At 69.7% G+C, this 14,354-nt stretch carries 15 protein-coding genes; 6 read left to right on the top strand and 9 right to left on the bottom strand.

The features are described from left to right. Positions 1 to 36: 36 nt before the first annotated feature. From A5771_RS07415 to A5771_RS07430, 4 genes are all read right to left on the bottom strand, one after another. Complete coding sequence (locus A5771_RS07415; RefSeq protein ID WP_207545403.1) at positions 37 to 1,674, bottom strand: ABC transporter permease; 1,638 nt, start codon at positions 1,672 to 1,674, stop codon at positions 37 to 39. Then, the gene (locus A5771_RS07420) at positions 1,671 to 2,576 is read right to left on the bottom strand and encodes an ABC transporter ATP-binding protein (protein ID WP_064854563.1); all 906 of its coding nucleotides are present in this window, start codon (positions 2,574 to 2,576) and stop codon (positions 1,671 to 1,673) included. The genes A5771_RS07415 and A5771_RS07420 overlap by 4 nt, the downstream gene beginning before the upstream one ends. Continuing rightward, on the bottom strand, positions 2,566 to 3,198 hold the full coding sequence (locus A5771_RS07425; protein WP_064854564.1) for a TetR/AcrR family transcriptional regulator: 633 nt from the start codon (positions 3,196 to 3,198) through the stop codon (positions 2,566 to 2,568). The genes A5771_RS07420 and A5771_RS07425 overlap by 11 nt, the downstream gene beginning before the upstream one ends. 127 nt (positions 3,199 to 3,325) lie before the next feature. Next, on the bottom strand, positions 3,326 to 3,997 hold the full coding sequence (locus A5771_RS07430; RefSeq protein WP_064854565.1) for an O-methyltransferase: 672 nt from the start codon (positions 3,995 to 3,997) through the stop codon (positions 3,326 to 3,328). 192 nt (positions 3,998 to 4,189) lie between these two features. Between A5771_RS07430 and sigE the strand changes: the two genes are divergently transcribed. The 4 genes from sigE (at position 4,190) to tatB (ending at position 7,503) form a co-directional block, all read left to right on the top strand. Continuing rightward, positions 4,190 to 4,981, top strand: coding sequence for an RNA polymerase sigma factor SigE (gene sigE / locus A5771_RS07435; RefSeq protein WP_082947104.1), 792 nt, complete (start codon positions 4,190 to 4,192; stop codon positions 4,979 to 4,981). Between the two features lie 127 nt (positions 4,982 to 5,108). Then, positions 5,109 to 5,516, top strand: coding sequence for an anti-sigma E factor RseA (gene rseA / locus A5771_RS07440; RefSeq protein WP_064854567.1), 408 nt, complete (start codon positions 5,109 to 5,111; stop codon positions 5,514 to 5,516). Positions 5,517 to 5,521: 5 nt separating this feature from the next. After that, on the top strand, positions 5,522 to 7,099 hold the full coding sequence (gene htrA, locus A5771_RS07445; protein WP_207545404.1) for a serine protease HtrA: 1,578 nt from the start codon (positions 5,522 to 5,524) through the stop codon (positions 7,097 to 7,099). Positions 7,100 to 7,110: 11 nt separating this feature from the next. Further along, positions 7,111 to 7,503 carry a Sec-independent protein translocase protein TatB gene (gene tatB, locus A5771_RS07450; protein ID WP_064854568.1) on the top strand — a complete coding sequence of 131 codons (393 nt, stop codon included), beginning with the start codon at positions 7,111 to 7,113 and terminating at the stop codon, positions 7,501 to 7,503. 18 nt (positions 7,504 to 7,521) lie between these two features. Here the strand turns inward: tatB and A5771_RS07455 are convergent, their stop codons facing one another. From A5771_RS07455 to A5771_RS07470, 4 genes are all read right to left on the bottom strand, one after another. Next, a complete protein-coding gene (locus A5771_RS07455) occupies positions 7,522 to 8,676 on the bottom strand; it encodes an Mrp/NBP35 family ATP-binding protein (RefSeq protein ID WP_064854569.1) in 1,155 nt (384 codons plus the stop codon). A gap of 42 nt (positions 8,677 to 8,718) precedes the next feature. Beyond that, positions 8,719 to 10,062 carry a lytic transglycosylase domain-containing protein gene (locus A5771_RS07460; protein ID WP_064854570.1) on the bottom strand — a complete coding sequence of 448 codons (1,344 nt, stop codon included), beginning with the start codon at positions 10,060 to 10,062 and terminating at the stop codon, positions 8,719 to 8,721. A gap of 118 nt (positions 10,063 to 10,180) precedes the next feature. Further along, the gene (locus A5771_RS07465; RefSeq protein ID WP_064854571.1) at positions 10,181 to 10,723 is read right to left on the bottom strand and encodes a DUF1003 domain-containing protein; all 543 of its coding nucleotides are present in this window, start codon (positions 10,721 to 10,723) and stop codon (positions 10,181 to 10,183) included. Beyond that, a complete protein-coding gene (locus A5771_RS07470; RefSeq protein WP_064854572.1) occupies positions 10,720 to 12,018 on the bottom strand; it encodes a magnesium transporter MgtE N-terminal domain-containing protein in 1,299 nt (432 codons plus the stop codon). The genes A5771_RS07465 and A5771_RS07470 overlap by 4 nt, the downstream gene beginning before the upstream one ends. Positions 12,019 to 12,042: 24 nt before the next feature. Between A5771_RS07470 and A5771_RS07475 the strand changes: the two genes are divergently transcribed. Further along, positions 12,043 to 13,008, top strand: a complete 966-nt coding sequence (locus tag A5771_RS07475) for an HpcH/HpaI aldolase/citrate lyase family protein (protein ID WP_064854573.1) — start codon at positions 12,043 to 12,045, stop codon at positions 13,006 to 13,008. 64 nt (positions 13,009 to 13,072) lie between these two features. Here the strand turns inward: A5771_RS07475 and A5771_RS24290 are convergent, their stop codons facing one another. Further along, the gene (locus tag A5771_RS24290) at positions 13,073 to 13,693 is read right to left on the bottom strand and encodes a DUF4190 domain-containing protein (RefSeq protein WP_082947105.1); all 621 of its coding nucleotides are present in this window, start codon (positions 13,691 to 13,693) and stop codon (positions 13,073 to 13,075) included. A 78-nt stretch (positions 13,694 to 13,771) separates the two neighbouring features. On the opposite strand from A5771_RS24290, the gene A5771_RS07485 reads away from it, so the two are divergent. Then, positions 13,772 to 14,299 (top strand): general stress protein, encoded by a 528-nt coding sequence (locus A5771_RS07485; protein WP_064854575.1) that lies wholly within the window; start codon positions 13,772 to 13,774, stop codon positions 14,297 to 14,299. The last annotated feature ends 55 nt before the right edge of the window (positions 14,300 to 14,354 follow it).

The following is a 14,354-nucleotide window of genomic DNA, read 5'->3' on the forward strand; positions in this document are numbered from 1 at the left end:
ACGAGACCTTTGCCAACACTTCTCACCTCTGCCTCCTCAGGCCCTCAGGTCTCGGCGCCGGAGTGCCCAGCCGCCGAGGGCGATCAGCGTGGCGTCGAGCACCAGCAGCACCACCAGCGGCACGACGCTGAAGTCACCGGTGCCGACCAGCGGGACGTGGGCGAACGGCTCGAGGTCCAGCAGCCACTGCGGCAGGCCGGAGATCGAGCCGAGCAGATACAGCGCGACGAACCCGATCAGCACCGCCCACCCGGCGGGAGCAAACCGCGGGACCAGACCGAACAGCGCCACCACTACCGCCGCGGGCAACCAGACCGCCGGCAGCTGCACCGCGGCGCTGCCGACCACGGTGGCCAGCTGCCCGCCGACGTCACCGACCGCAACCCCGTAGACGGTCCCGGCCACCACGCCGGCGGCCAGTATCGCGACCGCCGATCCGGTCAGCGCGATCACCAGATGGCTTGCCAGCCAACGGTCGCGCCCGAGCGAACCGGCGGACAGGGTCTCGGCGCGCCCAGCGGCTTCCTCCTGGTGCAGCCGCAGCACCAGTGACACCGCGAAGGCGGCTGCGACCATGCCCAGCATGGTGAACGCCACCGCGACGAAAGCCTGCTCCAGTGCCGCGGTCCCGCCCAACCGGACGACGATGTCGCGGGCGCTGTCGCTGCCGACCTCGTCGCCGATGCCGTGCACCACGCTGCCGACCAGCAACCCGTAGAGCGCCAAGCCAGTTGTCCACAGCAGCAATGCGCCGCGATCCAGCCGCCACGCCAAACCGAAGGACCCGGCCAGCGCCGGCGCCGCCCGGCGCGGACCCGGGCGATCGGCCAGTAGCCCGGCTCCGACATCGCGGCGGGCGGCGAGCCGGTAGGCCAACCAGGTGAGACCGGCTGCCGCCGTCAGATGCAGCAGCAGCACCCACCAGCGCTCACCCGCGTAAGGCCGGACCTGTAGTGACCAGCCGAGCGGTGAAAGCCACGACAGCGCGCCGGATCCGGCGTCGCCGACCGCCCGCAGTGTGAAGGCGGCGGCCAGCACGCCGAACGCGGCGCCGCGGGCGAACCGGGCGCCCGGAGACAGCTGCGCTGCCACCGCGGCCACGGCGGTGAACACCAGCCCGGAACAGGCCAGCGCCGCCCCGAACGCGAACGATCCGGCTGCCGGCACCTCGGTGGTGAGCAGCCCTGCTGCGCCGACGATGCCGGTGGCCACCGAAGCGCCGGACGCCAGCAGCAATGCGCCGGTCAGCCCGGCATAGCGGCCCACCGCGGTCGAGTCGATCAACTCGGTGCGGCCGGTCTCCTCGTCGGCGCGGGTGTGCCTGATGACGGTCAGTATCACCGCCACCGCGATCAGCAGGTGGAAGATCCCGGCCTTCCAAATGCCCACCGCGCCGAGACTGTCGTTGTAGACCTGCCCGTACATGGCGCGCTGGGCCGGGCTGGCCATGATCGTCGCGGCCAGGCCGGCGCGGTCGGCTGCGGTGGGGTAAATGGCCTGGATGCTGCCGATGTAGACGCCGGCCAGCGGCAATGAGAGCAGCAGCACCCAGAGCGGCAGGACGACGCGGTCGCGGCGCAGATAGAGCCGAAGCATGCCGACGGTGCCGGAGAGCTCTGAGGTGTTCCCGGACGGCCGAAAACCCGGATGTGCTTGGTGGGCAACGGCGGTCATGCTCGCACCGTGTCGTAGTGCCGCAAGAACAATTCTTCCAGCGTCGGCGGGCGGCTGGTGAGGCTGCGCACGCCGGCGGCACCGAGGGCGGCGATGAGCTCGCCGAGACTGGCGCTGTCGACCTGCGCGTGCAGCACGGTGCCGTTGTAGTGCACGTCCGATACCCCCGGGATTCGGCTGAGATCGCCGGGGTCGCTCGCCAAGTCGGCTTGAATCGAGGTGCGGTGCAGGTGGCGCAGCGAATCCAGCGAGCCGCTCTCGATGACGCGTCCGGCGCGGATGATCGTCACCCGCTGACACAGTTTCTCGGTCTCGGCCAAAATATGGCTGGACAACAGGACGGTGGCCCCGCGCCGGTTCGCATCGGCGACGCACTGCTGGAATACGTTCTCCATCAACGGGTCCAGTCCGCTGCTGGGCTCGTCGAGCAGAAGCAGCCGGGCATGGGAGGAGAACGCCGAGATCAGCGAGACCTTCTGGCGGTTGCCTTTCGAGTAGGTGCGAGCCTTCTTGCCGGGGTCCAAGTCGAAGCGTTCGATCAACTCGTCACGCCGCCGTTCGTCGATTCCGCCGCGCATCCGGGCCAGCAGGTCGATGATCTCGCCGCCGGTCAGGGACGGCCACAATGTGACATCGCCTGGCACGTAGGCGATCTCCCGGTGCAGGTCAACCGCGTCGGTCCACGGGTCGCCGCCGAGCAGGCGCACCGTCCCACTATCGGCCCGGACCAGGCCCAGCAGGATCCGAATGGTGGTGGACTTGCCGGCTCCGTTGGGCCCGAGAAAGCCGTGGACCTCGCCGGCGTGCACGGTCATATCCAGTCCATCCAGTGCCTTGACCGCACCGAAATTCTTTTCCAGTCCGCGGATTTCGATGGCTGGCCAACGGTTATCAGGTCGCATCGGTTCCCCCTAGTTCTTCCCGGTAGGCGTCGTACATGGTGCGGTCGGCAAGCAGGCCCTCGGTGTAGATCTCGAGTGCGGGCAGCATCATGTCGCGGGCGTAGTCACGTAACACGGCGCGCAGATTCGTCGGGTCCTCATGCATCTGCAGATACAGGAGGAATCCGCCTCCGCCGGTGATGGCCAGGTATTTCGCCCTGGCTTTGGGGTCGCGGCTGGGTTTGAGCGTGCCGGCGCGCACACCCTCGTCGAGATAGCCCTCGGCGTTGTCGATCATCCGGCGCCACAGCGTGTCCGCCAGTTCGCCGCCGGACTGCATGGTGCGGACCAGGTAGGCCATCAGTGAGGCGTAGGACTCGATTTCGGCCATCGCGGCGAACCAGGTGGCCGGATCCGCCGAGCGCATCGCCTCGGATTTTCCGCTGCGGATCTCCTCGGCGACGAACTCGTCGCAGGCTTTGCGCAGTCCTTCTTTGGAGCCGAAGTGGTGAATGACCAGCGCGGCGCTGACCCCGGCGGCTTCGGCGATCGCCCGGACGCTCACCCCGAATCCGTGCCGGCCGAACTGCTCGATCGCCGCGTCACGAATCTTCGCGCTGGCCGTCAGGTCGACTGAACGCATATTCAAAATGCTAAACACGCGTTCAGGCGCCGTCAAGCGTTTCGCCCCACTACCGCGAGCGGGTCGGTTTGTGCGTCAGGTCGCGGCGCGGCGCGTACCACCGCGCACGCTCGCGAATCGGGAAGGGTCAGTCGCGGACGGCGGCCAACAGCCCGTCGCCCAGCGGGATCAGAGCCGGGGTCAGGCGCTCATCCTCGGCGATCAATCGGGCCGCCTCCCGCACCGCGATCACCTCGGCGTCGTTGGCCGCCGGGTCGCCGGCCCGGCCACCGAGTGCCGCTCGGTGCAGCACGACCACCCCGCCGGACCGCAGCAACCGCACCGCCTCCAGCACGTATCCGGGCTGGTCGATCGGGTCGGCGTCGACGAAAACCAGGTCGTAGGACTCGTCGGCGAGACGGGTCAGGACCTCTTGGGCGCGGCCGCTGATGAACCGGGTCCGCGACGGCCCGATACCGGCGTCGCCGAACGCCTGCTTGGCGGTGCGCTGGTGCTCGGGCTCGATGTCGATAGTGGTCAGAACGCCGTCTTCGCCCATGCCCGACAGCAGCCACAGTCCGCTGACGCCGGCCCCGGTGCCGACCTCGACCACGGCCTTGCCGCCGCTGAGCTTGGTCAACAGGGCCAGCAGCGCGCCTACCGCCGCACTGATCGAGGCGACGCCGATCTCGCCGGCCCGGTCGCGGGCGGCGGCCAGGACCGCGTCTTCGGACATCGAGGCCTCGGCGTGCGCCAGGAGGGCGTCCGCCCGGCTGTTGTGCGGCGGCTGCGGTCCGGAAGTGTCGTCGGTGCTGGCCATGTGCGCAGCGTAGGACAGGCCCGGGGGCGGCGGGGTAGCGGCTCGCCCGCGCGACACGCCCGGGACGCGGCCCGTGTCCGAACCGTTATCCGGATCCATCGACGCACCCTGCGGCGTATTCGAACACAAGTTCACAGTCGGCGTTCAGGGCCGACACAGAGCCGACACACCGCGATAGGCAACGGTAGCTGCATGGAACGAGGTAGGAACCGGCCTCGAGACGCTCGGAATACGAGGGGCCCGGCGCACGTTGACCGCGATATCACGCTGTCGTCGCCAGACGGCTGCCCGGATACGGAGGACGTCGCCATAACCACTTTGCTGCCCCCGGTCGCCATGTCGCACCCGACTACCCACTCGGACCGTTATTCCGACTCCGACTGGGTGGAGCCCTCCGAGGAGCCGCAGGGCACCGCGGTGTTCGACGCCACCGGGGACGTGGCGGCCATGCCGTCGTGGGACGAGCTGGTGCGGCAGCACGCGGACCGGGTGTATCGGCTGGCCTACCGGCTGTCGGGCAGCCAGCAGGACGCCGAGGACCTGACCCAGGAGACCTTCATCCGGGTGTTCCGCTCGCTGCACAACTACCAGCCCGGGACGTTCGAGGGCTGGCTGCACCGGATCACCACCAACCTGTTCCTGGACATGGTGCGCCGGCGTGGGCGGGTGCGGATGGAGGCGCTGCCCGAGGATTACGACCGGGTCCCGGCCGACGAGCCCGACCCCGAGCAGATCTACCACGACGCGCGGCTGGATCCCGACCTGCAGGCGGCGCTGGACTCGTTGGCCCCGGAGTTCCGGGCGGCCGTGGTGCTGTGCGACATCGAAGGGCTGTCCTACGAAGAGGTCGGCGCCACCCTGGGGGTGAAGCTGGGCACCGTGCGCAGCCGCATTCACCGGGGTCGCCAGGCGCTGCGCGACTACCTCGCCGACCGTCCCGGCCAGCGCGACGGGGCCGCTTTCGGCGGTGTCGCGGCAGGCTGAGTCACGCCGCCGACGCTGCGGTTGCCGCGACGACGCGCCATCTCGCGCTACATTCTTATAAGGACGATTCTCATAGTTTCGGTGTGAACGTCAGGCGTATCGCTGCGTTGACGGAAGGAGTCCGGAGGTGACGGAACGCGGAGGTGTCTTCCGTCGTGCGTTCTCCTGGCTTCCCGCGCAATTCGCCTCGCAGAGTGACGCCCCGGTCGGCGCCCCACGCCAGTTCGGATCCACCGAGCACCTGTGCAGCGAAGCGATCGCCGCCTACGTCGATGGCGAGTTGCGGATGAACGCCCACCTGCGGGCCGCTCACCACCTGTCGTTGTGCGCCGACTGTGCAGCCGAAGTGGAGTATCAGGGCCGGGCCCGGTCGGCGCTGCGGGATTCGCATCCGATCCGGATTCCCTCCTCGCTGCTCGGCCTGCTGTCCCAGATCCCCGACTGTCCCGCCGACCCGCCATCCGGTGAGTCCACGACGCCGATGCCCAACCGGTTGACCGACGGCAAGCCGCAGGATCGCCGCAAACGTCGGTAAGGTGGATGCGATGCGGCGCCAGCGCGCCAGTAGCGCTTCGCTTGCGGCGCCTGGAAGCCGACGGGGACCGGAAGAGGAATAGGTTGAGCTCCAACAACGAGAACGCCGGCGGTAACCGCTTGGCGCCGCGGCCTGTCTACCGGCCTCCCGTGGACCAGGCGTCCAAGAAGGCCTTCGGCCGGCCCGACGGGGTGCCCGGATCGTTCATCCCCGCCGACGTGCGGCCCAAGAAATACCGCGACCAGGGCGAGTACGCTCCGCGTGACCTGCCGCCCGACCCGGTGCTCAAGGAGGCGTTCGGCCGTCCCTTCGGCGCCGGTCCGTCCTTGCAGCGCCATCCTGCCGATGCCGGCGCGCTGGGACGCAACGGCAAGCCGGACGAGTTCACCGAGACCGACGACCCGTGGCGTGACCCCGCCGCGGGCGCCGGGCTGGGTGCGCCCGCCATCGTCGCGCCGCCGCCGCGGGCATCGGGGGACCTGGGCGGGCGGCTCGGCGTGCGCGACGTGCTGTTCGGCGACCGCGTCTCCTACCGCGCGCTGGGCGTCCTGGCCGCGATCGCGCTGGCCATCGGCCTGGTCGGCGGCTGGGTCGGGCGTACCACCGCGCAGGTCGTCGAGGCGTTCACCACCTCGAAGGTGACCTTGTCGACCAAGGGCAACGCCGAGGAACCGGCCGGCCGGTTCGCCAAGGTCGCCGAAGCCATCGCCAATTCGGTGGTGACCATCGAATCGGTCAGCGACGACCAGGGCATGCAGGGCTCCGGTGTGGTCATCGACGGCAAGGGCTACATCGTCACCAACAACCACGTCATCTCCGAAGCGGCCAACAACCCCAGCAAGTTCAAGACCACCGTGGTGTTCAACGACGGCAAAGAGGTGCTGGCCAACCTGGTGGGCCGCGACCCCAAGACCGACCTGGCCGTGCTCAAGGTGGACAACGTCGACAACCTGTCCGTGGCTCGTCTCGGCGACTCCGACAAGATCCGGGTCGGCGACGAGGTGATCGCCGCCGGTGCCCCGTTGGGCCTGCGCAGCACCGTCACCCACGGCATCATCAGTGCCGTCCACCGGCCGGTGCCGCTGTCGGGCGAGGACTCCGACACCGACACCGTCATCGACGCGGTGCAGACCGACGCCTCGATCAACCACGGCAACTCCGGTGGCGCGCTGATCGACATGGATGCGCAGCTGGTCGGGATCAACACCGCCGGAAAGTCGTTGTCCGACAGCGCCAGTGGCCTGGGATTCGCGATTCCGGTCAATGAGATGAAGATGGTGGCCGAAGCGCTGATCAGAGACGGCAAGATCGTGCACCCCTCGCTGGGGGTGAGCGCGCGGTCGGTCAGCAACGCGATCGCCTCGGGCGCGCAGATCGCCAACGTCAAGGTCGGCAGCCCCGCGGAGAAGGGCGGCATCCTGGAGAACGACGTGGTGGTCAAGATCGGTGACCGCACCGTCGCCAACGCCGACGAATTCGTCGTCGCGGTGCGCCAGTTGACCATCGGCAAGGAAGCGCCCGTCGAGGTGGTCCGCGACGGGCGCAATGTCACGTTGAACGTGACTCCCACCGGCGACGGCTAGATGTTCGGCTGATGTTCGCCAATGTCGGCTGGGGGGAGATCCTGGTTCTCGTGGTGGTCGGGTTGGTGATCCTGGGCCCGGAGCGGCTCCCTGGGGCGATCCGCTGGACCGCGAACGCGTTGCGTCAGGCCCGCGAGTACGTCACCAACGCCACCGATCAGCTGCGCGACGAGATGGGCCCGGAGTTCGATGACCTGCGCGCGCCGCTGAGCGAACTGCAGAAGCTCCGCGGGATGACCCCGCGGGCAGCGCTGACCAAGCATCTGCTCGACGGGGATGATTCGCTGTTCACCGCGGTCGGCTCCCTCGCCGAGGATCCGCGCGCCGCGATACCCGCGCCGATCGCGGCTCCCGGACTGGTTTCCGGGGCTTCCGGGGCACCGTTCGACGCCGACGCCACCTGACCCGCTGGCGGTAGCCCTTCAGCGTTGGGTGTTGCCGGTGTTCAGTCCCAGCGACATCCCGACCAGCCCGCGTCCGCGGGTGGCCAGCTGATCGGCGATCCGGCGCAGCTCTTTGCCGGCCACCGAGTCCGGCTGGAGCACCACCGGGGAGCCGGAGTCGCCGCCGGTCACCATCTCACTGTCGATCGGCACCTGACCCAGCAGCGGCACGTCGCGGCCCATCGCCCGGGTCAGCCGCTCGGCGACCTGCTCGCCGCCGCCCTCGCCGAACAGGTGCATGGTGGATCCGTCGGGCATCGCCAGCCCGGCCATGTTCTCCACTACGCCGACGACCTGCTGGCGGGTCTGCAGGGCGATCGCCCCGGCACGCTCGGCCACCTCGGCGGCCGCCTGCTGCGGAGTGGTCACCACCAGGATCTCGGCGGGCGGGACCAACTGGGCCACCGAGATCGCGATGTCGCCGGTGCCCGGCGGCAGGTCGAGCAGCAGCACATCCAGGTCGCCCCAGTAGACGTCTGCGAGGAACTGCTGCAATGCGCGGTGCAGCATCGGGCCACGCCAGACCACCGGGGTGTTGCCCTTGGTGAACATCGCGATCGAGATCACCTTCACGCCGTAGCCGATCGGCGGCATGATCATCGAGTCGACCTGCGTTGGCAGCGCCGTGACGCCCATCATCCGCGGCACCGAGTGGCCGTAGATGTCGGCGTCGAGCACCCCGACCGACAGGCCGCGCTCGGCCAGCGCCACGGCGAGATTGACCGTGACACTGGACTTTCCGACCCCGCCCTTGCCCGAGGCGATCGCGTACACCTTGGTCAGCGAGCCCGGTTGGGCGAACGGGATGACCGGTTCCTTGGCGTCGCCGCGCAGCTGTTTGCGCAGCTCGGCGCGCTGCTCGTCGCTGAATACGTCCAGGGTCACCTTGACCGGGCCGGTGCCGGGCACGTCGCTGACCGCCCGGGTCACCATGTTGGTGATCTCGGTCTTCATCGGACAGCCGGAGATGGTCAGGTAGATCGTGACGTGCACACTGCGGTCGTCGGCGATCTCGATGCTCTTGACCATGCCAAGCTCGGTGATCGGACGCTGAATGTCGGGGTCCAACACGGTGCCCAGCGCGGCGTAGATCGCATCGTGCAGGGCGGCGGTGTCGTCTTGTGTCTTGGACATCAAAGACGAGTCTAGGCCAGTGGGCGACAGCCCCGATCTCGGTCAGGCCGGCGGGCCGGCGGGCGGCGCTTCCGGCGGCACGGCCGCGGGGGCGGGCGGAGCCGCGATCGCGGGGGCCTGGGCGCCGGGTGCGGGTGGTTCATCGGCGGCCATCGGTGCGGGCGGGACGGCGTAGGCCGGCATCGGCGCGGGCGGCTGCGGCGCGTCCAGGGCACCGGAAGGCGCCGGTGGGACGGCATTGGGTGATCCCGCCGGGGTGGTCCCGGCCGGCGGCTCCAGGCAGATCATCCGGCACGCCGCCGAGGGACGCGGCAGCTGCTGCTGCTCGGGGGAGGCCGTCCACGGCGGGAGCCAGGGCAGGTTGGCCAGCTGGTTCTCCATGCTCGACTGACCCAGGTCGATCAGCGAGGATCCGGCGGTCTGATGGACCGGCGACATCCCGTGCATGCTGAACGATTCCGGGCCGAGGCCCTCCGGGTGCCCCAGGTGCTCGAGGTGCAAATCTGCGATCGGCGGTGCCGGACCGAGGATCGGTGGCAGATCCACCGGAGCCACCCCGGTGGCGTAGGCCGCCGCCCAGCCCATCACGTTCTCCGCGTAGGCCATCGAGTTGTTGTAGCGCAGGATCGCGGTCAGGACATGCGACTGCTCGCGAAGGTTGAGTCCGCCGCTGCACAGGTACCGCGCTGCCGCCAGCGTCGCGTCGTAGACGTTCTGCGGGTCGGCCCGCCCGTCGCCGTCACCGTCGGCGGCGTAGCGCGACCAGGTTCCCGGCAGAAACTGCATCGGCCCCATGGCGCGGGCGTAGACGACGCGTCCGGGCGCACTGCTGGCCACGATGACCTCGTTGCCCGGCAGCGTCCCGTCCAGCGCCGGTCCGTAGATCGGCTGCAGCGCGGTGCCGCGCGCGTCGGTGGCGCCGCCGTTGGCATGCGCCGATTCGATGCGGCCGATCCCGGCCAGCAGATTCCAGCTGATCCCACATTCGGGGGCGGCGACCGACATCTGATGTTCGGCGTTGCGGTAGGCCGCCAGCGCCGTCTTGGGGATGCCCAGGGTGCCCGGCGCGTAGACGACGGCCGCCGGCGGCGCCGACGGGGCGCCCGCCGCCACGCGCACATTCGGCTGGGGCCGTTGCACCGCGACAACGGCGGGACCCGAGGAGTGGCTCGGGGATGCGGTGTGCACCGCCGCCAGCGGGGTCACCGCGGCGTTGCGCAGGGGGAGCGAGGTCGACGGGGAGCGCGGCGTTGCACCTACGGCACCGGCGAACACCAACGGGGTGATGAACGCCAGGCCGAACGCGGGGCGCAGCGCAGCACGGGCTGCCCGCCGCCATCTGGCCGCGCGGGACAGGTGCTCGGCTGCACCGCCCCCTGTAGGCACTCGACCGCCCCTTGTCCGCCTCGAAAAGGCCTTGAAAAGCCTCGGAAACGCCTAGGTGAAGCCGCCTCCGCTTCGTGAACTAGGTCACCATACCTAACACCGGTCTCGCTGGTGTCGGTTATGCCCGTCCGTCACGCGGGAGAGCCGAGCGGGTGGGCGCGGACTCCGGGCCGGCCGGGTCGGGCTCGGGCCGCATCTCCTCGAGCAATTCCCGGACCCGCTCGAGCTCGTGGTGCAGGTAATCGCGGGTGGCGACCTCGCCGACCGCCAACCGCAACGACGCCAGTTCGCGGGCCAGGTATTCGGTGTCGGCCTTGGTCTGCGCGGCCCGGCGGCGGTCTTCGTCGAGGCTGACCCGGTCGCGGTTCTCCTGCCGGTTCTGGGCCAGCAGGATCAGTGGTGCGGCGTAGGCGGCCTGGGTGGAGAACGCCAGGTTGAGCAGGATGAACGGGTAGGGGTCCCACTTCAGGCTGACCGCGTAGACGTTGAGCAGAATCCAGCCCACCACCAGCAGCGTCTGGATGGCCAGGTAGCGCCCGGTGCCGAAGAACCGTGCCACCCCCTCGGTGAACCGGCCCAGCGCATCCGGGTCCATCCGCAGGCCGGGCAGCCGCGACGTGCGCGGTGTGGAGAGCCGCTGCGATGACGAGCGGTCGGTCATGACGGCCTCCCGGCGAGTTTCGGCCCCAGATCCGGCTCGGGGGTTTCGCGCCAGTCGCGCGGCAGCAGGTGGTCCAGCACGTCGTCGACCGTCACCGCGCCCAGCAGGTGATTCTGTTCGTCGAGCACCGGCCCGCAGACCAGATTGTAGGCGGCGAAGTAGCGGGTCAGCTCCGCCAGCGACACCTCCGGGTTCAGCACCGGCAGGTCGGAGTCGACGAATCCGCCGATGAGTTCGGCCGGTGGCACCCGCAGCAACCGCTGCAGCGGAACACAGCCCAGGTAGTGGCCGGTCGGGGTGGCGGTGGGGGCCCGGGTGACGAACACCAGCGATGCCAGCGCCGGGGTCAGGTCGGGGTCGCGCACCCGGGCCAGCGCCTCGGCGACCGAGGTGTCGGCGGTCAGCACCACCGGGTTGGAGGTCATCAACCCGCCCGCGGTGTCGGGGGAGTGCTCCAGCAGGCGGCGCACCGGGTCGGAGTCGTCGGGGTCCATCCGCGCCAGCAGCGCCTCGGCCTCGGTCGGGTTCATCGCCCCCAGCAGGTCGGCGGCGTCGTCGGGATCCATTTCCTCCAGGACGTCGGCGGCGCGTTCGGTGCCCAGCTGACCCAGCACGACGGTTTGGCGCTCTTCCGGGAGTTCCTGCAGGATGTCGGCCAGTCGCGCGTTGTCCAGCGCGTTGATCACCTCGTAGCGGCGCTTGGGTGGCAGCTCGCGGATCGCGTCGGCCACCTCGATCGGCCGCCAGCCCTCGAATTGCTGCAGCAGCTGGGCCACGCCCTGTCCGGGCATGGCCAGAGCGGACGGGGTCAGGCCCTGCACGTTGCGCCAGTCCACGATGTGTACGGCGGCGCGCCGGCCTAGCCGTCGGGAGTGCCGTACCGCGATCCGCGTCACCAGCCAGTCGCGCGTGCGGCTCTGCTCGAGGGCCAGGTCGGTGATCGTCACGTCGACGTCGGCCAACTCCGGCAGCTCGGGATCGGTGACCTGGACCTTGGTGTCGAGAACCTGCCCCAGTGCCAGCACCTCACCGGGCCGCTGATCGAACTTGCGCAGTGACACCGTTCCGGTGTTGAGGGTCACCGCGTTGGGCTCGATCGCCGCGACCCGCAGAATCGGGACGAAAATGCGTCTGCGGGTGGGTAATTCGACGACGAGTCCCAGTACACGCGGCTGCTGACGCACGATGCTGAGACTGAGCACCACATCACGCACCCGACCAACGGATTCGCCGAACGGGCCCAGCACCAGCATCCGCGCGAGCCGCGCTGCGTAAACCCTGTTGCTCGACGCCATGGTTGAAAGGGTAGGAGTGTTTAGGTGACCAACGCATATCGCCCCCGCCGTACCTGCCTGTCGGTGCCCGGCAGCAGCCAGAAGATGATCGACAAGGCCAAGGGTCTGCCCGCCGACGAGATCTTCCTCGATCTGGAGGACGCCGTCGCCCCGGCCGCCAAGGAGCAGGCTCGGACCCGAGTGGCCGAAGCGCTCACCGCACCGGGCTGGACGGCGCCGTTGCTGGGTGTGCGGGTCAATGATTGGACCACCCCGTGGACCCACGCGGATCTGATCGAGGTGGTCTCGGCCGTCGGCGCCGCCGGGTCCCGCCTGGATGTGGTGGTGTTGCCCAAGGTGTCCGACGCCTCCCACGTGCAGGCCCTCGACCTGCTGTTGACCCAGTTGGAGACGGTGCACGGCCTGCCGGTGGGGCAGATCGGCATCGACGCCCAGATCGAGGACGCCCGCGGCCTGACCAATATCAACGCCATCGCCGCCGCGCCCCGGGTGCAGGCGCTGGTGCTCGGCCCGGCCGACCTGATGGCCAGCCTCAACACCCGCACCCTGGAGGTCGGCGAGCAGCCCGAGGGTTACACCGAGGGCGACGCCTATCACCATGTGCTGATGACGATCCTGGTCGCCGCGCGTGCCCACGGGATCGCCGCCGTCGACGGCCCCTATCTGAAGGTCCGTGACGTCGAGGCGTTCCGGCGGGTGGCCGGGCGTTCGGCCGCCCTCGGTTTCGACGGCAAATGGGTGCTGCACCCCGACCAGATCGCGGCGGGCAACGAGATCTTCAGTCCCAGGCAGGCCGAGTATGACCATGCCGAGCTGATCCTGGAGGCCTACGCCTGGCACACCTCGCAGGCCGGCGGCGCCCGCGGCGCGGTGATGCTCGGCGACGAGATGCTCGACGAGGCCAGCCGCAAGATGGCGTTGGTGGTGGCCGGCAAGGGCCGCGCGGCCGGAATGCGCCGGGAGGCACCGGCGTTCGAGCCGCCGAGCTAAGGCGATCGCAAGCGCGGCGGAGCCGGGCGAAGCGGGTCGCCGTTATGGCTCAGCGGCGTCCGAGTCAGTGCAGCGCGACCATCGCGAGGATGAACGAGAGCACGACCGCGACAGCGCCGACGGCGGTGCCGGCCACCGCCATGCCGTGGCCGGCCTCACCGGTCCGCTTGATCTGGCTCAGCGCAACGACACCCAGCACCACGCCGACGATCCCCAGCGGCCAGAACAGTAGGCCGAGCAAGGCGACCACCAGGGAGCTGACCGCCAAGACGTTGGTCTTCTGCGGCTGGCCCGGATTGAAGTAGCCGCCCGGATACGGCGTGCCGTAGCCGCCCGGCGGGTAGCCCGGTGGTGTGCCGTAGCCGGTGGGGTAGCCGGGTGCGCCGAAGCCCGGGTAGTCGCCCGGTGGGCCGTAACCCGGTGGCGGCGGATAGCCGCCGGGCGGTGCGTCGTAGCGCGGCTGAGCCGGATAGCCGCCCGCCGGCGGGGACGGTGGGTAGCCGCCGGGCGGTGGCGGCGGAGGGTAGCCGCTCGGCGGGTAATTCGGCGCCGGAGGAGAATAACCATCGAAGCCCGACGGATAGGGCCAGCCGCCCTGTTCAGGCCCGGACGCGCCCGGCTCAGCCCAGGGTCGATCGGCATTGGCTCGTGGATTCTCGCCAGAATCCTCGCCGGGAGCTGTCATGCTGTTCAACCTAGCGGATTCGCCGGGACCGGCCTGTTGCCCGACAGTCGCTTCCCGGTGCGAGGAGAGAGAAATCCCATGACCAGCCCTTTTCAGTCCGGACAGACCCCCGATCCGCTCGGTGGGGCGGCAGCCCCGGGCCGGCGTGACGCGGCCCGGCTGCCCACGCCGCCCAAAGGCTGGCCGATCGGGGCATACCCCACCTACGCCGAGGCGCAGCGCGCGGTGGACTACCTGTCCGATCAACAGTTTCCGGTGCACCAGGTGACCATCGTCGGTGTCGACCTGATGCAGGTCGAACGGGTTACCGGTCGGCTCACCTGGCCCAAGGTGCTCGGCGGCGGGGTGCTGACCGGGGCCTGGCTGGGGCTGTTCATCGGCCTGGTGCTGGGCATCTTCAGTGCCAACCCCACCCAGGCACTGGTGACCGGCTTGATCGCCGGCGTGTTCTTCGGTCTGATCACCTCGTCGGTACCCTACGCGATGGCCCGCGGCACAAGGGATTTCAGCTCGACCATGCAATTGGTGGCGGGGCGCTACGACGTGCTGTGCGACCCGCAGAGCGCCGAGCAGGGCCGGGATCTGTTGGCAAAGCTGACGCTCTGACTTCGCGTTTGTTGCGTAGCGCGGCCGGGCGGCCTTACCGTCGTGGCACGAAGCG

The organism is Mycolicibacter sinensis (genome assembly GCF_001667375.1).
Lineage (GTDB): Bacteria > Actinomycetota > Actinomycetes > Mycobacteriales > Mycobacteriaceae > Mycobacterium > Mycobacterium sinense_A.

Coding starts and splice junctions, on each gene's coding strand:
- A5771_RS07470 (WP_064854572.1), bottom strand. CDS start 12,018: ATGGCGTCGAGCAACAGGGTTTACGCAGCGCGGCTCGCGCGGATGCTG.
- htrA (WP_207545404.1), top strand. CDS start 5,522: ATGCGATGCGGCGCCAGCGCGCCAGTAGCGCTTCGCTTGCGGCGCCTG.
- tatB (WP_064854568.1), top strand. CDS start 7,111: ATGTTCGCCAATGTCGGCTGGGGGGAGATCCTGGTTCTCGTGGTGGTC.
- A5771_RS07430 (WP_064854565.1), bottom strand. CDS start 3,997: ATGGCCAGCACCGACGACACTTCCGGACCGCAGCCGCCGCACAACAGC.
- A5771_RS07455 (WP_064854569.1), bottom strand. CDS start 8,676: ATGTCCAAGACACAAGACGACACCGCCGCCCTGCACGATGCGATCTAC.
- A5771_RS24290 (WP_082947105.1), bottom strand. CDS start 13,693: ATGACAGCTCCCGGCGAGGATTCTGGCGAGAATCCACGAGCCAATGCC.
- A5771_RS07425 (WP_064854564.1), bottom strand. CDS start 3,198: ATGCGTTCAGTCGACCTGACGGCCAGCGCGAAGATTCGTGACGCGGCG.
- A5771_RS07415 (WP_207545403.1), bottom strand. CDS start 1,674: ATGACCGCCGTTGCCCACCAAGCACATCCGGGTTTTCGGCCGTCCGGG.
- A5771_RS07465 (WP_064854571.1), bottom strand. CDS start 10,723: ATGACCGACCGCTCGTCATCGCAGCGGCTCTCCACACCGCGCACGTCG.
- A5771_RS07420 (WP_064854563.1), bottom strand. CDS start 2,576: ATGCGACCTGATAACCGTTGGCCAGCCATCGAAATCCGCGGACTGGAA.
- A5771_RS07485 (WP_064854575.1), top strand. CDS start 13,772: ATGACCAGCCCTTTTCAGTCCGGACAGACCCCCGATCCGCTCGGTGGG.
- sigE (WP_082947104.1), top strand. CDS start 4,190: ATGGAACGAGGTAGGAACCGGCCTCGAGACGCTCGGAATACGAGGGGC.